Here is a 21,142-nt window from a genome sequence, read left to right on the forward strand (position 1 = left end):
CGTGATTGAATCACTGATTAAAAGTGCGCTGGCGCAACGCCTGGTCATTGTCGTCATCGCTGTAGTCATGCTGCTGTTCGGCCTGGATGCCACCCGTAAACTCTCGGTCGACGCTTTCCCCGACGTTACCAACGTGCAGGTACAGATCGCCACCGAGGCCACCGGGCGCTCACCGGAAGAAGTCGAGCGGGGCATTACCGTGCCGCTGGAAGTGATCATGACCGGCCTGCCTGGTCTTACCGAAATGCGTTCCCTGAACAAGCCAGGTTTGTCGCTGATTACCCTGGTATTTACCGAAGAAACCGATGTGTTCTTTGCGCGTCAACTGGTGATGGAACGGCTACTGGAAGTCCAACCAAAAATGCCGCAAGGCATCACCCCGGTGCTGGGGCCGGTTTCCACCGGACTGGGTGAAGTCTATCAGTACACGCTGGAACGCCCTGACGATGGCAAGCGGGCGCTTACTATTGCCGAATTAACCGAACGTCGCATTGCACAAGACTGGGTAGTACGACCACTGCTGCGCTCCATCCCCGGCGTGGCTGAAATCAATTCGCAGGGCGGTTACATCAAGGAATACCAGATTCGGGTCAATCCAGACCGATTACGCCACTACAATTTGAGCATTGCCGACATTTACCAGGCGGTGGCACGCAACAACGCCAACGCCAGTGGCGGCATACTGCCGCAACGCGCCGAGCAATATTTAATCCGCGGCATCGGCCTGGTGAAGAACCTCGATGACATCCGCGCCATTGTGGTCAAGGAAAAAGACGGCGTACCGGTATTCTTACGTGAAGTAGCCGAAGTCAAGATAGGCCACGAAGTACGCTATGGCGCAGTCGTTAAAAACGGCACCACCGAATCGGTGGGCGGAATCGTCATCATGGCACGGGGCGGCAATGCCAAGGAAGTGGTAACCCGGGTAAAGGCGCGCGTTGCTGAAATCAATGCCAAAGGCATGTTGCCGGGCGGCATTAAAATCGTACCGTATTATGACCGCTCGGAACTGGTCGATGCCGCGTTAGGCACCGTAACCAAGGTGCTCATCGAGGGCGTGGTACTGGTAGTTATCATATTATTCCTGTTCCTGGGTGATGTACGCTCCTCGCTGATCGTCGTCGCGTCACTGGTACTCACACCATTGCTGACTTTCTTAGCCATGAATCAGCTGGGCCTGTCTGCCAATCTGATGTCACTGGGCGGTCTGGCTATCGCCATCGGCCTGATGGTTGACGGCTCGGTAGTGATGGTGGAAAACGCTTTCGGCAAACTGGGCCATGCCAAGCCAAACGAAAGCAAGGTACGCATCATCCTCAATGCGTCACTGGAAGTGGCGACACCGGTAATATTCGGCGTCGGCATCATCATTCTGGTATTCCTGCCGCTGATGACCCTGCAAGGCATGGAAGGCAAAATGTTCGCGCCACTGGCGTTCACCATTTCGATTGCACTGGCCATTTCACTGGTACTGTCGCTCACGCTCACGCCCGTGTTGTCGTCTTACCTGCTCAAGGGCGGTGCCGAACACGACACGCGTCTCATCGCGGCCATCAAGCGCCCTTACCTGCACTTGCTTAATACTGCGCTGCTGCACAGACGCAAGACCCTGATTATCAGCATTGCCGCCTTTGCCGGCGCGATTTTGCTGGTACCGTTCCTGGGCAGCAGCTTCATCCCGGAAATGAAGGAAGGCTCCATCGTGCCCGGCATTAACCGCGTGCCTAACATTTCGCTGGAAGAGTCCGTGCGCATGGAACAGGAAGGTATGCGCCTGATTATGCAGGTACCCGGTGTGAAGTCAGTGGTATCCGGTGTTGGTCGCGGCGAAAGCCCGGCTGATTCGCAAGGCCCCAACGAATCCACCCCCATCGTCAGCCTAAAGCCGCGCGACGAATGGCCAAAAGGCTGGACTCAGGACAATATCGCTGAAGCCATCCGCACCAAGCTCGCAGCTTTACCCGGCGTGCAAATTGTGATGGCACAGCCGATTTCAGATCGGGTGGATGAATTGTTGACTGGCGTGCGCTCGGATATAGCCATCAAGGTGTTTGGCGATGATATGGACGAGCTCAAGCGCAAAGCCGATGCCATCGCCAAAGTTGCACGCACCGTGCCGGGGGCGCAGGATATCCGCGTCGATCGCGTTACCGGTCAGCAATATCTGGTCATCGACATTGATCGTCCGACCATCGCGCGTTATGGCATGAACGTGTCGGACGTGCAGGATCTGATCGAAACCGCCATCGGCGGCAAAGTGGCGACGGAGATTTTTGAAGGCGAACGCCGTTTCCAGGCCACGGTACGCTTGCCTGCGGCATTCCGCGACAATATTGAAACCATCCGCCATATTCTAATCACCACGCCATCCGGCGCACAGGTGAATTTGAGTGACTTGGCGCGCATCAATGTGGTGGAAGGCCCGGCCCAGATCAACCGCGAAATGGGCAAGCGCCGTATCGTGGTCGGCGTCAATGTGAAAGACCGCGATCTGGGCAGCTTTGTGGCCGAATTGCAGCAGAAGGTGGACAAACAGATTAAATTGCCGGAAGGCTACTATCTGGAGTGGGGTGGACAATTCCAGAACATGGAACGCGCCATGGGCCACTTGATGGTGATTATTCCGATTACCATTGCCGCCATATTCTTCCTGCTGTTCCTGCTGTTCGGCTCATTGCGTCTGGCTACCCTGATTATTCTGGTGCTGCCATTCGCCTCGATAGGTGGCGTCATCGGCCTGTTCATCAGCGGCGAATACCTGTCGGTCCCCGCGTCAGTCGGCTTCATCGCGCTGTGGGGCATGGCGGTATTGAACGGCGTAGTACTGGTATCCTATATCCGCTCACTCCGCGAACAGGGAAAATCCATCGCAGAAGCCGTTACTGAAGGTGCTGCGATGCGCTTCCGACCGGTAATGATGACTGCCACCGTGGCCATGCTCGGTCTGGTACCGTTTCTGTTCTCCACCGGGCCCGGATCGGAAATCCAGCGCCCGCTTGCTATCGTAGTAATTGGCGGCCTGATCACATCGACACTATTGACGCTGGTGGTGTTACCCGCACTGTATAAATGGTTCGATGAACCGCCTATTGAAGCCTAAGGAACGACGATGAAAGAAATTCGTGCCATTATTCGCCCCAAACGCCTGTCGCAATTACGTGAAGCACTACGCGACATTTCCCATTTCCCCGGCGTAACCATATTTCGGGGTGAAGGCTTTACTGCGCCCGAATCTATCGACCGCCGCAGTCTGCGTGCGGAGTTGACCGACTTCACCGATAAGGTGATGGTGTCGATCATTGCCCGTGATGAAATGGTCGATGCCATTACCGAAGTCATCATGCGCGAATGTCGCACTAGCCAGATTGGCGATGGGCTGATCTGGGTGATGCCGGTGGTCAGCGTGCAGCGTATCCGTGACGGCCACTGGCTGCAGGCCAGTGAAAACGGCATCGAATGCCCGTCCTCACAGAGTGATATTGTTTAATAGATCGCAGATTCAAGTTTGAAATACAATTTTCAGGCGAGGCTGGTCAAGCGAGTAGGGTGCGCTAGCATCCATGCTTTTTTTGACCAGCCAGTCGGAATTGCAAAAATTCACTACACACCCTACCCGGAAAAACGATATCAGATTTACATCTTGAAGAAAGCTGGATAAAAGCTTTGTCGAAAGCCTTTAATTCCATGCCTGAAATAAACCCTTCATCGACGAAATTTCCTCCTTGGCGTATTTATTCCGCGCCCTGGATTGGACACAATCCATCATCTTTATGCTCATAAAAAGTGCATTTGCATACAATGTTATCAGGTACTTTCAGCTGTTTTATATGTAAATAAATCACCTCACAATAAACATACACAAGATTATTCATCGTTTAACAACTGCTTATAAAATACATTTTCAAAAACATCATTTTTGGCACATTACATGCAATACCTCCTTATGTTTTTCACAACTTTGGAGATATTCATGAAACTTATCAGCAATAAAACATACCGGTGGCTTGCAGTTTTGCCATTTATTTTTTCCCTTAATGGTGGCTTACACGCCGAAACTATTGCACGTTATGGAATTTCCATGACCGATATTCCACTCACCACAGGGCAGCCTGACCGAGGGGCAGGTGCTTACCAGTTCACCGGCCATACTCTCTATGACCCATTGATTGCATGGGAAGCAAATATAAGCAATCATCCCGGCAAACTGGTACCAGGCTTGGCCACTAGCTGGAAAGTGGATGCCAAGGATCATAAAAAATGGCTGTTCACCCTTCGTCAGGGCGTAAAGTTCCATGACAGCTCGGAGTTCAAAGCAGATGCAGTGATCTGGAATCTGGATAAGGTACTGGCTGACAAATCGCCGCAATTCGATGCCAAGCAAAGCGCCCAAGTACGTCCACGCATCCCTTCCATCGCCTCTTATCGCAAGGTGAATGACTATACCGTGGAGATTACCACAAAGGACGTAGATGCCTTGTTTCCCTATCAACTACCCTGGTTTTTGATTTCCAGCCCTGCACAATGGGAAAAAATGGGCAAAGACTGGAGCCAAGTCGCTATTCATCCTTCCGGAACCGGCCCATTCAAGCTGGATAAGCTGGTGCCCAGAGAGCGCGCAGACCTGGTGAAGAACAAGGATTATTGGGATAAGACGCGCATAGCCAAAACTGATCGTATCGTGCTGATACCAATTCCCGATGCGATGACACGGGTCAACGCCTTACTGAATGGCCAGGTGGATATCATCGAGACACCACCGCCTGATGTTTTGCCACAACTCAAGAGTGCTGGTTTCAGGATTGTACAGAATATCACCCCACACGTCTGGCCCTATCATTTCTCAACATTACCCGGTTCACCCTGGGCCGACATCCGCGTGAGAAAAGCCGCCAATCTGGCCATCGACCGGGACGCAGTCGTCAAGCTGCTCAATGGTCTGGCGACCCCGGCCACAGGGCAAATGGATATCACCAGCCCTTGGTTCGGCAAACCCACGTTTAAAATACACTACGACCTCGCCGCTGCCCGTAAGCTGATGGCCGAGGCAGGTTACAGCAAAGAGCATCCACTGGTAGCAAAGGTAATCATCGCTCAGGGCGGCACAGGCCAGATGCTTTCATTACCCATGAACGAGTTCATCCAACAGAGTCTGGCAGAAGTGAATATTCAAGTAAGCTTCGAAGTAGTGGAACTGGAGAATCTGTACCTGCACTGGCGTAGCGGTGCTAAGGCCGACATGAATGCTGGCAAAGGAATCTCTGCTATCAACCTGGCCTACGTCACTGCCGACCCATTCTATGGCATCACCCGTTTCGTGGACAGTCACTATATTGCACCAAATGGTGTGAACTGGGGCGGGTACAACAACCCCAAGGTTGATGAGATGGTGGATAAAATTCGCACTTCCTTCGACACCAAAGTCCAAGACGGGTTGTTGGCCAAAGTGCACGAAACCATGGTGAATGATGCGCTGATGTTGTGGGTAGTTCATGATGTTAACCCGCACGCACTCTCACCCAAGGTTAAGGAATTTGTGCAGGCTCAGCACTGGTTTCAAGATCTGACCACCATTCGTATGTAATCCATCTGGCCGTGCTCCGCCGGCCTTTCACCGGCCGGTGGCGGAATTGAAGAAAGCGATTCATGTTAATTTATATACTCAAGCGTGTGCTGTATGCCATCCCCATCGCACTCAGCGTAACGGTGGTGTCCTTCATGCTGGTCTATCTGGCCCCGGGTGACCCTCTCAATGCGATCGCGCCAGCCGATGCGCCTGCAGATGTCATTGCAAGCTTAAAGAGCGCTTACGGCCTGGATCGGCCTGTTCCCGTTCAGTATGGTATGTGGCTACTGCGGGCTGTGCAGGGAGATCTCGGAACCTCTATTGCTTCAGGCCGATCAGTAACGGGTGAAGTCATGAGCGCAGTCAGTAACACATTGATGCTGGCAGGCTTTGCCTCCTTCGCGGGCGTGCTGGTGGGTTGCATTCTGGGTGCGCTGGCCGGGTACCATCGTGACAGCTGGATAGACCGGCTAGCTACGGCGCTTTCCGTGATCGGGGTGAGTATCCCGCATTACTGGCTGGGCCTTGTACTCACCATTATTTTCTCTATCTGGCTGGGCTGGTTGCCAGCGATGGGCGCAGGTCCCGGAGGTTCAGGTGAATGGTTGTGGGATTTCGAACATCTGCAATATCTGGTGCTACCGGCTTTGACGCTGTCGGTCATTCCCATGGGTATCATCACCCGCACCGTGCGTGCTCTGGTGTCTGATATGCTGGAGCAGGAATTTGTGATGGCCTTGCGGGCCAGGGGTTTATCTGGCCGCGCCGTCTTCCGCCATATCGCAAAGAATACGGCGCCCACTGTACTGGCTGTAGCCGGCCTGCAAATCGGCTACCTTATGGGCGGCTCGATTCTGGTAGAAACGGTCTTCGCCTGGCCGGGTACCGGTTTTTTGCTTAATACCGCAATCTTCCAGCGTGACATGCCTTTGCTTCAGGGCACACTTTTGGTGTTGTGCATGTTCTTCGTCGTCCTCAATCTGATCGTGGACATTGTGCAACCCATGATTGACCCGCGCATGGGTCGGAACTGAACGTGACCATGACAAATTCTCTCTCTATGCCACTATCCGCAGTGGCGGCAGCACGCAGTCGCAGTTACTGGGCCACAGTGTGGTATCAGTTGCTACACGACCCGATGGCACTGTTTACCGCCTTTATCCTGCTGCTGATTGTAGGTGCTGCCGTTTTTGCTCCCTGGCTCTCGCCCGCTGATCCCTACAAGGCCAGCATGCTGCACCGTCTGCTGCCGCTAGGCAGCGAGGGCCACCTGCTGGGTACCGACGAGCTTGGTCGGGATATGCTTTCCCGGCTAATGTACGGCGGGCGTATCTCATTGCTGATGGGTGTCATCCCGGTGTTAGTCGCCTTTGTCATAGGAACATCCATGGGTCTTTTTGCGGGTTACGCGGGCGGCTGGGTAAATATGGTCATCATGCGCGTGCTGGATGTATTCTATGCGTTTCCATCAGTACTGCTGGCGGTGGCGATTTCCGGCGCGCTGGGGCCAGGTATGAGCAACAGTCTGATTGCACTGAGCCTGATCTTCATTCCCCAGGTAGTGCGGGTAGCTGAGAGCGTGACTACGCAGGTACGCAAACTGGACTACATTGAAGCGGCCCGTATGAGCGGTGCGGGGACATTTTCCATTATCCGTGTCCATGTGCTGAGCAACGTACTGGGCCCGGTATTCGTCTATAGCACGGGGCTGTTGAGTGTCAGTATGATTCTTGCCTCAGGGTTATCTTTCCTGGGCCTGGGCGTAAAGCCGCCCGAGCCTGAGTGGGGTCTGATGCTCAATACCCTGCGATCGGCCATTTATATCAACCCCTGGTTGGCAGCTTTACCTGGCGTGCTGATTTTTATAACCTCAATCGCATTCAATCTGCTGGCAGATAGCGTGCGTACCGCAATGGACATTCGTCGATGAAGATCAATTTCCCTGTCACAGATCGTAGTGGTCCGGCCCAACCCCTGCTGATCGTACGTGATCTGAAAAAATATTTTCCGGTACGGGGCAGCCTGCTTACACGCAAGCGTCAATTCGTCCATGCTGTGGACGGCGTAAGCTTCTCCGTACCTAAGGGCAAGACACTGGGCATTGTCGGCGAATCCGGCTGCGGAAAATCCACTACGGCCCGCCTCATTGCTCGCCTGATGGCAGTGGATAGTGGCAGCATGATCTTCGACGGCGAAGGTGTGGATGAATACGGCGGCATTGAGCTCAAGGAGTTTCGCCGCAACCTGCAAATGGTGTTCCAAGATTCTTACGCCTCACTTAATCCGCGACTCAGCATCACTGAGACCATCGCCTATGGACCCCAAATCCATGGTGTTTCAGCAACACAAGCCAATCGAATCACGCGGGACCTTCTCGCCCGTGTCGGTCTGGAGCCTGATCAGTTTGGTGCCCGCTATCCCCACGAACTGTCCGGCGGGCAGCGGCAAAGGGTGAATATCGCCCGGGCGCTGGCCTTTGATCCCAGGATGGTAATACTCGACGAGGCGGTGGCGGCGCTGGATAAATCGGTTCAGGCCCAGGTTCTTAACTTGCTTCAGGAACTTAAGGATGAACGACAACTCACGTATCTGTTCATTTCTCACGATCTTCATGTGGTTCATTACCTGAGCGATCATGTGATGGTCATGTACCTGGGTGAAGTCGTAGAAACCGGGCCGGTAGAGAATATCTATGGTCAGGCTGCGCATCCGTATACGCTGGCATTGCTGTCCGCAGTGCCTTCCATGGATCCCGATCATCGCACTCAGGCCTCGCCTCTCATGGGCGACCCACCCAATCCAATCAATCCGCCCGGCGGCTGCCGATTCCGCGAGCGTTGCTCACATGCACATCAGGTCTGCGAAGCACAAACCCCGACCCTCATGACTGTGGGCGGAAATGAGCAACATCTGGTAGCTTGCCACATGAATAACAATCATTCAGGCCACCCGAAAAGCAATCAGGAGATTTCAGTATGAACATGGTCTCCCTGCAGGATCTCAGTGTGGAGTTTTGCGGCAACCGAACTGCCAGCGCCCTCAATCAGGTCAACCTCGAACTCGGGAAGGGCGAAGTGCTCGGATTGTTGGGCGAGTCAGGATCAGGTAAAAGCGTTACTTTACGCACCCTGCTGCGCCTGTATCCGACTCACAATACCCATATCAGCGGCCATATCCGTGTGGACGGTCGTGATGTGCTGGCGCTCAAGGGACGTGAGCTAGAGCTCTACCGGGGTGGCACCGTCTCGATGGTTTTTCAGGAGCCGGGACTGGCCTTTGATCCAGTCTATACGATCGGTCAGCAAATCACCGAGGCGATCCGCATACATGAAGCCATCGATGAGAAAACCGCCCGCCAGCAAGCGTTGAGTATGCTGGACAGGGTGCAGATTCCCCAGGCGAAACGACGTTTCGACGCCTATCCAAACGAGCTTTCCGGCGGTATGCGGCAGCGGGCCATGATCGCTCTGGCACTGGCCTGTAAGCCGAAATTGCTGCTGGCAGACGAACCGACCACTGCACTGGACGCTTCAGTGCAGATTCAGATATTGCTACTGCTACGTGAATTGCAGCAGGAAACGGGGATGTCTGTCATTTTCGTAACGCACGACATCGGTGCCGCAGTAGAAATAGCAGATCGCATTGCCGTGATGTATGCAGGGCGCGTTGTTGAGCAAGGGCAGGTAGCTCAGATCGTACGCCAGCCTCGGCATCCTTACACCGCCGGACTGCTGGCTTCCAGCGTGGGGATGGAAAATCGTGGAAAAGTCCTGATGGCCGTGCCCGGCTCGCCGCCGGATCTGGCATTCCTGCCACCGGGTTGCAGCTTTGCGCCCCGTTGCGCACGCAGCGACGCGCAATGTCAGCGCGAGCACCCGCCGACTGTCATTCGAGGCAGTGAATCTCTGGCCTGTTTCCATCCTATCCTGCCTTTCACGGAGGCCGCATGAGTCAGACTGAATCCCAGGAAAACACACGCAGCAGGGGTGGTCTGGCAGACGAAATTTGCCGAAAAATAGCCGACGAAATTGTACTGGGCAATTTTGCCCCGAGCACCCATCTGGATGAAGTAAGCCTAGCCGAGCGTTTTAATGTGTCACGTACGCCCGTACGCGAAGCCTTGAAGCAGTTGTCAATCATGGGCCTGGTAGAGTACCGTCCCAACCGCGGTTCGGTGGTGGCGGCCATGACCCCTGAACAGCTCGACCAGATGTTCGAGGCTATCGGAGAGTTGGAAGCAGCCTGTGCACGCCATGCCGCCCTGCGTATGACCGAAAACGAACGGGCTCAGCTTCGTGAGCTGCATGTTCAGGGGCGGTTGTCTATGCAGGCCGGGGATATGAACCGTTATGACGTGGTTAATCTTGAGCTGCACACCACCATCATTCAAGGTTGTCATAACCCGGTATTGATAGATCTGGCCATGAGCTTACGCCACCGCATATCCCCTTTTCGTCGCACCCAGTTTCGCAACATGGAGCGGATGGGCGAATCTTTTGAGGAGCATTCGGTCATCGTGGAAGCTATCCTGTCGCACGATGTGATTACGACCTACCGAGCCATGCGAACCCACCTGCTCTCCGCACGGAATGCCACGACCCGAGTCGCACCGGTCTGGGCCAACACGACTGCCGACAACAATTAAATAAAATGGAGATGCAGTACAATATGAATCCTATTCTTGGCAGCAGGGGCGCCGTTGTTGCCCCTCACTCTCTAGCATCCCAGGCGGGTCTCGATATTTTTCGTGAGGGCGGCAACGCCATCGAAGCGACTATTGCGGTAGCCGCCACACTGGCGGTTGTCTACCCGCACATGACCGGCATCGGAGGGGATGGCTTCTGGCTGTTGCATGCACCCGGGCAGGCCATGCAATCGATCGATGCCTGTGGCGCAACAGGCGCAGGCGTCACTCGCGCGATCTATGGCGACTGGAAAAGTATTCCATGGCGCGGCCCGCTGGCAGCGAATACGGTTGCCGGTACAGTGTCCGGTTGGGGGGCCGCCTATGAGTTCAGTCGTACCCGATGGGGCGGCCGTCTGCCATTCGCGCGTCTTCTGGAAAGTGCGATTTATTACGCTAGGGAAGGCTTCCCTGTTACACGCAGTCAGGAGGAGAACACACGCGCCAAATTAGCCGATCTGATTGCTCAACCCGGATTTGCTGATACCTTCCTGAATCAGAGACAGGTACCAAGCTATGGCCAGCGCCATTACTTCCCGGCACTGGCGGCTACTCTGGAACAGTTGGCCAGGGCAGGTACGGATGACTTCTACCGGGGTGAATTGGCACAACAAACGGGGATCGATCTGGCCACGATCGGCAGCCCCCTCACAACAAACGATCTAGCCCAGCATCAGGCACAGATAAAACCACCTCTGCAATTGCGCTTATCCAATGCCACCGTATTCAACATGGCACCACCAACCCAGGGACTGGCTTCGCTGCTAATACTCGGCATCTACGACCGCATTCGCCAAACCGGATGGAGTCCAGATAACGTAGAGGGTATTCATGCGCTAGTGGAAGCCACCAAACGGGCATTTTTAGTGCGTGACAAGTATGTAACCGACCCCGCTCATATGCAGATTGACCCGGTTAACCTTTTGAACGGAAAAATGCTGGATGCCCTGGCCTCACGTGTACCACTGGAACATGCCAGCTCTTGGCCTGCTCCCGTCTCCGATGGCGATACCACCTGGATCGGTGCGGTAGATGCTGCGGGTCGGGCTGTGAGCATGATACAGAGTATCTACTTCGAGTTCGGCAGCGGTGTGGTACTGCCGGGCAGCGGTATCTGCTGGCAGAACCGGGGTTGCTCCTTTGACCTTCGTCCGGGGCAACTACGCAGCCTTGAACCTGGGCGAAAGCCGTTTCATACACTCAATCCGGCCATGGCCACCCTGGATGATGGGCGCCTGCTGGTTTATGGCACCATGGGCGGCGAAGGTCAACCACAGACTCAGGCGGCAGTATTTTCGCGCTATGTATGGGGCGATCACAACGTACGCTCTGCGGTAGCTGCACCCCGCTGGCTGCTGGGCAGAACCTGGGCAGAACAAAGCACGACGCTGAAACTGGAGTCACGTTATTCGCCAATCCTCATTCAGGCATTGCGTGAGCTAGGGCATCCCGTGGAAGTGGTGGCGGATTTCGACGAGCGTATGGGTCATGCTGGTGCGCTGGTGCGCCACCCAGAAGGCTGGATTGAGGGAGGCGAAGACCCCCGCAGCGATGGCAGTGTAGCCGCATGGTAATACTACCGAAAATCGAACTTGGTAAAGGTAATATGACATGAAATTCAAATTCGATTGGTTTCTCAAGGGTATGTTAATGGCTGTCGGCTTGGCTTTTCTGTGGCCGGCCCCCGGTGCCCACGGTGGCTTTCTTCATCCAGAGTTACTCAACAAAATGGGAATTGCCCTGATATTTTTTCTCAACGGCCTAGGGCTAAGCGTACTGGCTTTACGGGACGGTGCATTACGGTGGCAGGTACATCTTTTAATCCAGGCCAGCACGTTTCTAATTTTTCCATTGCTCGGATGGGGTCTCCTCAATCTTACCGGCAGCTGGATGTCGGCAGATTTGCAGACTGGATTTTTCTACCTTTGTGCACTGCCCTCTACTGTATCCTCTTCTGTGGCACTCACCGTAGCGGCGCGTGGCAACGTGTCCGTAGCAGTGTTCAACGCCACGCTTTCCAGTCTCATCGGTGTAGTACTGACTCCCTTGTGGATGGCATGGATACTGGGTCACAGCGGTAGCGACTTCTCAGTTGGACCGGTGATTATCGATTTGCTGTTGTGGTTGATTCTGCCCCTTACGCTGGGACAGCTCGCCCGCCCCCTCCTGCATCAATGGGCTAATCGCAACAGATCCAGGATACAAATGGTAGACCGGCTGACTATCCTGACACTGATTTATACGTCCTTCAGCGATTCAGTACAGCAACACATATGGTCACACTATGGCCCCATGGTGCTAGTGGAAACGCTCGTCGGCGCGGCTGTACTGTTCTTTGTTGTATTGCTACTGATCCGCATGTTGTCGAATCTGCTCGGGTTTTCTACGGAGGACCGCATCGCTGCCATCTTCTGCGGCTCCAAGAAGACTCTAGCTTCCGGGCTACCCATGGCACATCTGATATTCGGTGCCCATCCTGCATTAGGTCTTATCCTCATGCCAATTATGATTTATCACCCTTTACAACTGGCAATAGGTGGCGTCATTTCACAGCACTGGGCCAATCGGGAAAGTAGGGTGAAGTAAATCAAAAGAGGCACTCAAACGGATCTGCGATAACGATTCCAACATGTTGCAGCAGGATTGGCGACAGGGGGATTACCCTGATCCGCAAGGTCGAGCGCAAGACTACGCAGGCAGGGCGGTTCATAGACAGTTGGGCTGCTCTGCAACCTTATCGGCATAGAGTGCATGCCATCACTTCTGACAACGAACAGGAGTTCGCCGAGTACGACACCGTTACCAAACAGCTGATGACGGATTTTACTTCACACATTTCTATGCATCCCTGGGGGCGATACCAATGAAAACATCAGTGGTTTGATACGGTCGCATTTCCAAAAAATGCGGGACTTCACCACCATTGCGCAGCAGGGGATTGATATGGCGGTGGACTGCTTTAACCTTCGACCCAGAAAACCGCTTGGATATCAAACGCCTAATCAGGCATTCTTCGAACCAGATCAATCGCCTCAAACTTGAGTATGCGTATAGAAAAAATATGGTGAGCACTAACAAATTTGTTGATGTGTTAGCACTGACCACCCGGATGATTACAAACCGTCCAAATTACTGGCGATATTGATCTCGCTCTTCGTTCGGATTTTTCCACGATTTATCATGCGGCGCAGGAGTATTGTCCTGATCCGTGGCGTGAGGATTACCCTGTGAACGTTGTTGAGACTGATCCTGTTGCAGCTGTTGATTCTGTTGCCGCTGGTGGTCCTGTTGCCGCTGCAGATCTAGCTGGCGTTGCTGAGTTTGCTGCATTTGTTGACGCTGCTGGTCCAGTTGGCGTTGTTGCTCCTGCTGCCGCTGCTGACCTTGCTGGTGTTGCTGATCCTGTTGCCGCTGCTGATCTAGCTGACGCTGCTGGTCCTGCTGGCGTTGCTGTTCTTGCTGCCGTTGCTGACCTTGCTGGCGCTGCTGGTTCTGTTGCCGCTCCTGATCCAGTTGGCGTTGCTGATTTTGCTGTTCGCGCTGCCGCTGCTCAAGCTGCTGGTTTTGCTGCTCCTGTTGTCGCTGCTGACCCTGCTGGCGCTGTTGATCCTGTTGCCGCTGCTCATCCAGCTGGCGTTGTCGAACCTGTTGTTCCTGTTGATGTTGCTGCTCTTGCTGCCGTTGCTGAATTGGTTGCTCCTGGCGCTGAAAATACTGCTGCGTCACCGGCTCCCGCGGTTGATAGCGATAATGCTCAGATTGGAGCGAACGTTGTTGCTCGACTACATGAGGATATCGGTTTCCAGAATACTCGCGCTGGTAAACCGGTAATGGGGCAGGGGCGGGCACGGCACGGCGATCCCATTGATCCCAACCGCTTCGACGCTGCTCCCAGTCACGCCCCCAGTGCTTACCCCAGCGTGGCGGCGCATCATCGCGCCAGCCACGGAAATAGACGGGTGGCTGACGGTAGTAACGCACTGGCACACGCAACACATACAGCGGCACATAATCGTAGCCTATCCTGTCCCATGGCCCGTTGTACCAACTGCTGGCATACCAGTTGTCATCATAGAACACCCAGTACAAGCCATCGTAAAAGAAGTAATTCGAATTCGCATATGGGTCATAGTAGACGGGATAACCAGGCACCGGGACCAGCCGCGGGTACGCCGGCATATTAATGCCGATACTGACACCTGGAAAGGCGATACCCACCGCCATCTCGCTGGTCCGTTGTCCAGAGGCGCAAGCTGTGGTTATGGTAGTCATACCAAGCAGCATCGACAAAGCAATAAGTTTATAACGCATTTTTTATCCTCCTGATTGTTAATCGGCCGTAGTCATAGTGGTTATTTTGGCCAGTAACGCTACCCTGCCAGCACTCGGATACGGTATCCGACAGAATTTGAAACGGACACAGAAGACTTGTTTGAATGGGTTGAAATGGTAGCGCAGTGTTTAATGAAATTTAGCCATCTATTTCTAAACCATAAGTTCATTGTTGTTTTATGCATCAGCGCAGTCTGTGCGCTACCCAACATAGCCCGATTACTATGACATTTGCTTTGTATGATCAGGCCATCCTCACAAAGTGACATGATGTGAATCTCATGCTAATGTAACGGGACTTTTTATCAGGAGCATCACATGGCCGTACTAGAACTCAATCAGGAAAATTTCGAATCCACCGTACTCGATAATGATTTTGTCATTGTTGATTTCTGGGCACCGTGGTGTGGCCCTTGCCGCGCATTTGCACCAACGTTTGAAGCGGCTGCTGAAAAGCATACCGACATTACTTTTGCCAAGGTGAATACCGAAGTGGAACAAGGCATCGCTGCCAGTTTTCAGATCCGTTCCATACCTACGCTGATGATATTCCGCGAAAAAGTGATCATCTACTCGCAACCAGGTTCACTGCCAGCCTCCGGTCTGGATGAACTGATCGCTAAAGTCCGCGAACTGGACATGGCGCAAGTACACAAGGAAATTGCTGAAGAGCAAGCTGCACAAGCCGATAAAGCCTAAAGCAGCAGGCACAAAAAAGGCCGTACAGATCACTCTGTACGGCCTTTTTTATTGCCATTTAGCTGATCACTGCATTGCCAGGATCGGCGGCAACTGTTTCGCCAGTGCCTGACGCTGTTGCGTGGCTTTACCGGTCAGCGCAAAGCCTAGCAGTTGGCCCTGTGCATCCTGATATAACGCGCAGATGCCATCCTCCTGACAGTCCACCGCCCAGACTGCGCTGTCCGCGACACTCGGCGCCGCCACCGCGATAGGGTAGGCGGGCGTTTTCACCACGACAGGCATCGCCGGATACGCCACGCCGGTCAGCGTGCCGGACAATGTGGCAGCCAGCGCACGCGCTTGCGCCATCAATGGCAATACGTATGGCAGCACATGGCCTTCGACTTCTGCACAATCGCCCAGCGCATAGATATCAGGAACGCTGGTCTGCAATTGACGATTAACCCGGATACCACGCCCAGTCTGGATCCCCGCCTGCTGCGCCAGTTGAATGCGGGGGCGCAAACCGATGGCCGACAACACCGCATCCGTTTTGATAGTCGAACCATCATTCAGACTTACCAGCAGGCTATCACCCTGATGATCCACCGCGACCGTCATGCGCTGCAAATGCCAGACTACACCGATCTTTGCCAGGTTGTTTTTAAGCTCGACCCCTGCTGCCTCTGGCAACAAACGCTCCAGCGGGTAAGCATGAGGATGAACAATATCGACCTGATAACCGGCACCGGCCAGATCATTGGCAAATTCGCAGCCGATCAGGCCACCGCCCAGTATCGTTACCCGTTTGGCATTAACAATCGCAGCACGGAAGCGGGCATAATCCGTCAGATCATTCACTGACAGTACAGCACTGCCCGCATCGCCAGCCAGTTGCGGCCGTACCGGGTCTGCACCCAGCGCCAGCACCAGCTGGCTGTACGCCAGGGTCTGATCTTTTAAGTGCACTTGCTTAGCCGTAGGGTCGATTGCCTGTACCTGCTGATGGGTAAGGATTTGCGCGTTGAGCTGCTCACGCATGCTCTCCACTTTGGCATTGACCAGTTGATCCGGCATTTTGTTCTGCGCCAGCGCCGTCGACAGCATAGGTTTGCTATACGCATCGCCATCATCAGCCGTAATCACCGTTAATGGCATCTCTTTGTCGAGCTTGCGAAATTCACGCGCCAACGTATATGCCGCCATGCCGCTACCGATTATGATAATGGGTTGCATAAAAACCTCTGTATTTATAATTTCTGCAAAGATGCGGGAATCGCACGATTTTTCAGGATTCTCCCTGTTGAGTCAACCCTGTTATCGTGCGACCCGCGTTATCAACATTACCTGAAACTCAAACTTCTATCATCTCAAAATCCGCCTTGGCTACGCCGCAGTCCGGACAAGCCCAGTCTTCCGGAATGTCTTCCCAGCGTGTGCCTGGCGCAATGCCATCTTCAGGCAAACCCGCTTCTTCGTTATAGATAAAACCACATACGATACATTGCCATGCTTTCATTTTTTATCTCCTGATCAGTAAATTACTTAATTACGCAGCCTGGACTTTAGCCAAGGTGTCGCGGTAGTGATTAGCGTGTTTCTCTTCTACTCGGGCCAATGCAGCAAAGCGCTTGGCTGCTTTTTCCAGCATTGCCTGGAAGCGTTCGGCATGTTCTCTGGATTCGGCGATTTGCTCGTCCATTTCAGCCACCGCTGCATGATTGCCTTCTTCAACGGCTGCATGGCGGAAGTTAGGGTACATTTCGGTGTACTCGTAGGTTTCGCCTGCTATCGCCATGTCCAGGCAGCGTGCCGGGGTCATGGTGTCTTTAGGGTAGAGCAAATCCAGATGGCCGAAAGCATGCATGACTTCCTGCGCCGCAGTTTCTTCAAACACCTTGGCTGTTGCTTCATCGCCTGCAGCGCGGCACATTTTAGCGAAGTACATGTATTTGATATAAGCCATGGACTCGCCAGCAAAAGCGGCTTCGATATTCTTAACGGTAACTGATTCTGTGTTTGCCATCATGATTCTCCTGTTAGTTGGTTGGGAGCGTGTGCTCACAGTTGCTATCCTACGCAACACAACATAATTAATCTAATTGATTATAACGATAATATTGATAGCTAAAAACTATAATTATAGTTATACAGCATATAGCCAGCAACATAGTCTTCAGAAAAATAAGCGGCGGTAATTAAATTAGAGACAGCGATGGCACCCAGCTCACACACGGCAACTTGCATTGCAACATGGCCTGACGCAATGCCTCGATAGCCTCCATGCGCGGATAGCTTTTGCGCCATGCCAGTGCCACCGCACGATCCGGCACCGGTGCGGTAAACGGACGGAAACTGAGCAGACCCTGCTCGATGGGTGTCTGGGTAATCGCAGTACAGGGCATGACGGTAATACCCACACCGGAAGCCACCATATAACGTATGGTTTCCAGACTGCTCGATTCCAGCGTCTTCTGTATGCTGCCGGAAGGTGCGGAAGAACGGTTCAACGCGGGGCAGGCCTGCAGTACCTGATCGCGGAAACAGTGCCCGGAACCCAGCAGCAGCATATTTTCACTGGTCAGCTCATTCACATCGACACTGGCCTTGTCACGCCAGGGATGCTCAGATGGCAATGCAACTTGAAACGGCTCGTGATACAGCGTCAGTGTTTCCATGCCCGGCTCGTCGAATGGTAATGAAATAATGATGACGTCCAGCTCACCCTGCCTGAGTTTCTCCGTCAGTTTACGGGTGAAATTTTCCTCAAGCAGCAGCGGCATTTGCGGGGCCAACTTATGCAAGGCCGGGATCAGATGCGGCAGCACATACGGAGCAATAGTAAAAATGGCACCGAGACGCAAGCTGCCGATCAAGGGATTTTTACCCTGCTGGGCAATCTGCTTGAGGGTACCGGTCTGCTCCAGAATATGCGCGGCCTGTTCAACGATACGCGCACCGATAGGGGTGACACTGACTTCGTTGTTAGCGCGTTCGAATATGGCAATACCCAGCTCTTCTTCCAGCTTTTTGATCGCCACGCTCAATGTTGGCTGCGATACAAAACATGCCTCAGCCGCTCGTCCGAAATGATGCTCACGGGCAACAGCAACAATGTAACGGAGTTCGGTCAGTGTCATGATCTCGGCATCCTTATCTAATTGATCTTTCCTGCTTGCTTACGATACGCCCAGAACATGATGCCGATACCGGTAATAATCATCGGCACGGATAGCCATTGTCCCATGCTCAGCCCCATCGCCAGCAGACCGAGGAAATCATCCGGTTCACGCGAAAATTCCACCAGAAAGCGGAACGTGCCATAGCCGATCAGAAACAGTCCCGACACCGCGCCTACCGGGCGTGGCCGTGCTGAATACAGCCACACCAAGGCAAACAAGGCTAGGCCTTCCAGCCCGAATTCATAAAGCTGGGAAGGATGACGCGGCACCAGATCCACATTCGGGAACACCATGCCCCACGGCAAATCAGTCGGACGGCCCCATAATTCGCCGTTAATGAAATTACCGATACGCCCGGCACCCAGACCCAGCGGCACCAGCGGCGCGATAAAATCGGCTATGGCCAGCCAGGGCTTGCCCTCGCGGCGCGCAAACAGCCACAGCGCAAATGCCACGCCCAGAAAGCCGCCATGAAACGACATGCCACCTTGCCAGACATAAAAAATTTCTATCGGGTGCGCCAGATAGTAGCTGAATTTATAGAACAATACGTAACCCAGCCGCCCGCCCAGCACCACGCCCAGCACACCATAAAACAGCACATCGTCCAGCTGTTTGATGTTCCAGCCTGCATCTGGGTGCTGTTTGATGCGCAATCGCCCCAGCACCAGCAACAACATAAATGCGAGCAGATACATCAGTCCATACCAGCGTATGGCAAGGGGACCGATGGCAATAGCGACAGGATCAAATTGTGGATGAATAAGCATGGCTGTTGAGAATGGGATAAAATTAGCATTATTATCGCATTAGATTAAAGGTTAAGTATGCCCACTTATCGTTCACGCACCACAACCCAGGGTCGTAATATGGCTGGAGCCCGCGCATTATGGCGCGCTACCGGCATGAAAGACGGCGATTTCGAAAAACCGATTATTGCCATTGCCAACTCGTTTACCCAGTTTGTACCGGGCCATGTGCATTTAAAAGACATGGGCCAGCTAGTCGCGCGCGAAATTGAAAAAGCCGGCGGCGTCGCCAAGGAATTCAATACCATCGCCGTCGATGACGGTATCGCCATGGGTCACGGCGGCATGCTCTATTCGCTGCCTTCGCGCGAACTGATCGCCGACAGCGTGGAATACATGGTCAATGCCCATTGCGCCGATGCGCTGGTGTGCATTTCCAACTGCGACAAAATCACCCCCGGCATGCTGATGGCAGCAATGCGCCTGAATATCCCGGTGGTATTCGTTTCCGGCGGGCCGATGGAATCTGGCAAAACCACTATCCACGGCAAAGTGATGAAACTGGATCTGGTCGATGCCATGGTGTCCGCTGCCGACAACAAGGAAACCGACGCCGAAGTCGAACAGATTGAGCGTTCCGCCTGCCCGACCTGCGGTTCATGCTCTGGCATGTTTACCGCCAACTCCATGAACTGCCTGACTGAAGCGCTGGGTCTGAGCCTGCCGGGTAACGGTTCGACACTGGCTACCCACGCCGATCGCGAACAATTATTCCTGAAAGCGGGCCGTCTGATCGTCGATCTGGCCAAACGCCACTACGAGCAGGATGACTACACCGTGCTGCCACGCAGTATCGCCTCGTTTGGCGCGTTCGAAAACGCCATCGCGCTGGACATCGCCATGGGCGGTTCCACCAATACCGTGCTGCATCTGCTGGCATCGGCATTTGAAGGTGGCGTACCGTTCACCATGCATGACATCGACCGCATGAGCCGGCGCGTGCCCAACCTGTGCAAAGTCGCACCGGCTACCCAGCAGTTCCACATGGAAGACGTGCATCGCGCTGGCGGCGTAATGGGTATCCTCGGCGAACTCGATCGCGCCGGCCTGCTGCATCGCGATCTGCCTACCGTGCACAGCGCCAGCATGGCAGAAGCACTGGCAAAATACGACATCATGCAAACAGACGATGAAGAAGTGAAAAAATTCTTCCGTGCCGGCCCCGGAGGCGTACCCACCCAGGTTGCATTCAGCCAGGACAAACGCTGGGCAACCCTGGACACTGACCGCACAGCCGGCTGTATCCGCAGTCTGGAGCACGCTTATAGCAAAGAGGGTGGCCTGGCGGTACTGCATGGCAACATCGCCAAAGATGGCTGTATCGTCAAGACCGCCGGCGTGGATGAAAGCATTTTCAAATTCAGCGGTCCGGCACGTATTTTTGAATCACAGGACAGCGCTGTTGAAGCCATTTTGGCCGACCAGATCGTAGCCGGCGATATCGTGCTGATCCGCTATGAAGGGCCTAAGGGCGGCCCCGGTATGCAGGAAATGCTGTACCCGACCTCGTATATCAAATCCAAAGGTCTGGGCAAAGCCTGTGCGCTGATTACCGATGGCCGTTTTTCCGGCGGCACCTCGGGGCTGAGTATCGGCCACGTCTCGCCTGAAGCAGCCGAAGGCGGCACCATCGGTCTGGTAGAAGAAGGCGACATCATCGAAATCGATATCCCCAAGCGCAGCATCCATCTGGCAGTAAGCGATGAAGTGCTGGCCAGCCGCCGTATCGACATGGAGAATCGTGGCCACAAAGCCTGGCAGCCGGTTAATCGCAATCGCTCGGTGTCAGTCGCACTGCGTGCCTACGCGGCGATGACCACCTCGGCTGCCACCGGTGCGGTACGTGATGTGACCCAGATCGAACGCAAGAAATAAGGGTACATGGTGAGCA

18 protein-coding genes are annotated in these 21,142 nt (G+C 54.0%); 12 read left to right on the forward strand and 6 right to left on the reverse strand.

Annotated features, from left to right (window positions below; genetic code table 11):
* Position 1 precedes the first annotated feature (1 nt).
* The 10 genes from EJE49_RS07320 to EJE49_RS07365 all read left to right on the forward strand — a co-directional run bounded on the left by EJE49_RS07320 (position 2) and on the right by EJE49_RS07365 (position 12,833).
* Positions 2-3,100 (forward strand): efflux RND transporter permease subunit, encoded by a 3,099-nt coding sequence (locus EJE49_RS07320; RefSeq protein WP_124949737.1) that lies wholly within the window; start codon positions 2-4, stop codon positions 3,098-3,100.
* A 9-nt stretch (positions 3,101-3,109) separates the two neighbouring features.
* A complete protein-coding gene (locus tag EJE49_RS07325; protein WP_124949738.1) occupies positions 3,110-3,487 on the forward strand; it encodes a P-II family nitrogen regulator in 378 nt (125 codons plus the stop codon).
* 591 nt (positions 3,488-4,078) lie between these two features.
* The gene (locus EJE49_RS07330) at positions 4,079-5,581 is read left to right on the forward strand and encodes an ABC transporter substrate-binding protein (RefSeq protein ID WP_223246786.1); all 1,503 of its coding nucleotides are present in this window, start codon (positions 4,079-4,081) and stop codon (positions 5,579-5,581) included.
* 62 nt (positions 5,582-5,643) lie between these two features.
* The gene (locus EJE49_RS07335) at positions 5,644-6,597 is read left to right on the forward strand and encodes an ABC transporter permease (protein WP_124949740.1); all 954 of its coding nucleotides are present in this window, start codon (positions 5,644-5,646) and stop codon (positions 6,595-6,597) included.
* 8 nt (positions 6,598-6,605) lie between these two features.
* Positions 6,606-7,493, forward strand: coding sequence for an ABC transporter permease (locus EJE49_RS07340; RefSeq protein WP_189941752.1), 888 nt, complete (start codon positions 6,606-6,608; stop codon positions 7,491-7,493).
* Positions 7,490-8,542: an ABC transporter ATP-binding protein gene (locus EJE49_RS07345; RefSeq protein ID WP_124949742.1), complete on the forward strand. Its 1,053-nt coding sequence runs from the start codon at positions 7,490-7,492 to the stop codon at positions 8,540-8,542. Before EJE49_RS07340 ends, EJE49_RS07345 begins: the two co-directional genes overlap by 4 nt.
* Positions 8,539-9,513 (forward strand): ABC transporter ATP-binding protein, encoded by a 975-nt coding sequence (locus EJE49_RS07350; protein ID WP_223246787.1) that lies wholly within the window; start codon positions 8,539-8,541, stop codon positions 9,511-9,513. Before EJE49_RS07345 ends, EJE49_RS07350 begins: the two co-directional genes overlap by 4 nt.
* Positions 9,510-10,208: a GntR family transcriptional regulator gene (locus tag EJE49_RS07355; RefSeq protein WP_124949743.1), complete on the forward strand. Its 699-nt coding sequence runs from the start codon at positions 9,510-9,512 to the stop codon at positions 10,206-10,208. Before EJE49_RS07350 ends, EJE49_RS07355 begins: the two co-directional genes overlap by 4 nt.
* A 23-nt stretch (positions 10,209-10,231) precedes the next feature.
* Positions 10,232-11,821: a gamma-glutamyltransferase family protein gene (locus tag EJE49_RS07360; protein ID WP_124949744.1), complete on the forward strand. Its 1,590-nt coding sequence runs from the start codon at positions 10,232-10,234 to the stop codon at positions 11,819-11,821.
* A 37-nt stretch (positions 11,822-11,858) separates the two neighbouring features.
* Positions 11,859-12,833, forward strand: coding sequence for a bile acid:sodium symporter family protein (locus EJE49_RS07365; protein ID WP_124949745.1), 975 nt, complete (start codon positions 11,859-11,861; stop codon positions 12,831-12,833).
* Positions 12,834-13,376: 543 nt separating this feature from the next.
* On the opposite strand, the gene EJE49_RS14100 is transcribed toward EJE49_RS07365, so the two are convergent.
* Positions 13,377-14,558, reverse strand: a complete 1,182-nt coding sequence (locus EJE49_RS14100; protein WP_189941754.1) for a hypothetical protein — start codon at positions 14,556-14,558, stop codon at positions 13,377-13,379.
* Between the two features lie 339 nt (positions 14,559-14,897).
* On the opposite strand from EJE49_RS14100, the gene trxA reads away from it, so the two are divergent.
* A complete protein-coding gene (gene trxA, locus EJE49_RS07380; protein ID WP_124949746.1) occupies positions 14,898-15,278 on the forward strand; it encodes a thioredoxin in 381 nt (126 codons plus the stop codon).
* Positions 15,279-15,344: 66 nt separating this feature from the next.
* Here the strand turns inward: trxA and EJE49_RS07385 are convergent, their stop codons facing one another.
* The 5 genes from EJE49_RS07385 to lgt all read right to left on the reverse strand — a co-directional run bounded on the left by EJE49_RS07385 (position 15,345) and on the right by lgt (position 19,212).
* Positions 15,345-16,496: an FAD-dependent oxidoreductase gene (locus EJE49_RS07385; protein ID WP_124949747.1), complete on the reverse strand. Its 1,152-nt coding sequence runs from the start codon at positions 16,494-16,496 to the stop codon at positions 15,345-15,347.
* Positions 16,497-16,614: 118 nt separating this feature from the next.
* Complete coding sequence (locus tag EJE49_RS07390; RefSeq protein ID WP_124949748.1) at positions 16,615-16,779, reverse strand: rubredoxin; 165 nt, start codon at positions 16,777-16,779, stop codon at positions 16,615-16,617.
* Positions 16,780-16,809: 30 nt separating this feature from the next.
* Positions 16,810-17,289, reverse strand: a complete 480-nt coding sequence (locus tag EJE49_RS07395) for a rubrerythrin family protein (protein ID WP_223246788.1) — start codon at positions 17,287-17,289, stop codon at positions 16,810-16,812.
* Between the two features lie 169 nt (positions 17,290-17,458).
* A complete protein-coding gene (locus EJE49_RS07400) occupies positions 17,459-18,400 on the reverse strand; it encodes a hydrogen peroxide-inducible genes activator (protein ID WP_124949749.1) in 942 nt (313 codons plus the stop codon).
* A 17-nt stretch (positions 18,401-18,417) separates the two neighbouring features.
* Entirely contained in the window at positions 18,418-19,212 is a 795-nt protein-coding gene (lgt, locus tag EJE49_RS07405; RefSeq protein WP_124949750.1) for a prolipoprotein diacylglyceryl transferase, read from the reverse strand.
* Positions 19,213-19,269: 57 nt separating this feature from the next.
* On the opposite strand from lgt, the gene ilvD reads away from it, so the two are divergent.
* The gene (ilvD, locus tag EJE49_RS07410) at positions 19,270-21,126 is read left to right on the forward strand and encodes a dihydroxy-acid dehydratase (protein ID WP_124949751.1); all 1,857 of its coding nucleotides are present in this window, start codon (positions 19,270-19,272) and stop codon (positions 21,124-21,126) included.
* Positions 21,127-21,142 lie beyond the last annotated feature (16 nt).

Origin of the sequence: Sulfuriferula thiophila, assembly GCF_003864975.1 — a bacterium.
Classification (GTDB): Bacteria; Pseudomonadota; Gammaproteobacteria; order Burkholderiales; family Sulfuriferulaceae; genus Sulfuriferula; species Sulfuriferula thiophila.

Bases quoted from the DNA above. Each gene is read 5' to 3' on its own strand.
- EJE49_RS07325 (WP_124949738.1), top strand. From the start codon at position 3,110: ATGAAAGAAATTCGTGCCATTATTCGCCCCAAACGCCTGTCGCAATTA.
- EJE49_RS07330 (WP_223246786.1), top strand. From the start codon at position 4,079: ATGACCGATATTCCACTCACCACAGGGCAGCCTGACCGAGGGGCAGGT.
- EJE49_RS07335 (WP_124949740.1), top strand. From the start codon at position 5,644: ATGTTAATTTATATACTCAAGCGTGTGCTGTATGCCATCCCCATCGCA.
- EJE49_RS07340 (WP_189941752.1), top strand. From the start codon at position 6,606: ATGACAAATTCTCTCTCTATGCCACTATCCGCAGTGGCGGCAGCACGC.
- EJE49_RS07345 (WP_124949742.1), top strand. From the start codon at position 7,490: ATGAAGATCAATTTCCCTGTCACAGATCGTAGTGGTCCGGCCCAACCC.
- EJE49_RS07350 (WP_223246787.1), top strand. From the start codon at position 8,539: ATGAACATGGTCTCCCTGCAGGATCTCAGTGTGGAGTTTTGCGGCAAC.
- EJE49_RS07355 (WP_124949743.1), top strand. From the start codon at position 9,510: ATGAGTCAGACTGAATCCCAGGAAAACACACGCAGCAGGGGTGGTCTG.
- EJE49_RS07360 (WP_124949744.1), top strand. From the start codon at position 10,232: ATGAATCCTATTCTTGGCAGCAGGGGCGCCGTTGTTGCCCCTCACTCT.
- EJE49_RS07365 (WP_124949745.1), top strand. From the start codon at position 11,859: ATGAAATTCAAATTCGATTGGTTTCTCAAGGGTATGTTAATGGCTGTC.
- EJE49_RS14100 (WP_189941754.1), bottom strand. From the start codon at position 14,558: ATGCGTTATAAACTTATTGCTTTGTCGATGCTGCTTGGTATGACTACC.
- trxA (WP_124949746.1), top strand. From the start codon at position 14,898: ATGGCCGTACTAGAACTCAATCAGGAAAATTTCGAATCCACCGTACTC.
- EJE49_RS07385 (WP_124949747.1), bottom strand. From the start codon at position 16,496: ATGCAACCCATTATCATAATCGGTAGCGGCATGGCGGCATATACGTTG.
- EJE49_RS07390 (WP_124949748.1), bottom strand. From the start codon at position 16,779: ATGAAAGCATGGCAATGTATCGTATGTGGTTTTATCTATAACGAAGAA.
- EJE49_RS07395 (WP_223246788.1), bottom strand. From the start codon at position 17,289: ATGATGGCAAACACAGAATCAGTTACCGTTAAGAATATCGAAGCCGCT.
- EJE49_RS07400 (WP_124949749.1), bottom strand. From the start codon at position 18,400: ATGACACTGACCGAACTCCGTTACATTGTTGCTGTTGCCCGTGAGCAT.
- lgt (WP_124949750.1), bottom strand. From the start codon at position 19,212: ATGCTTATTCATCCACAATTTGATCCTGTCGCTATTGCCATCGGTCCC.
- ilvD (WP_124949751.1), top strand. From the start codon at position 19,270: ATGCCCACTTATCGTTCACGCACCACAACCCAGGGTCGTAATATGGCT.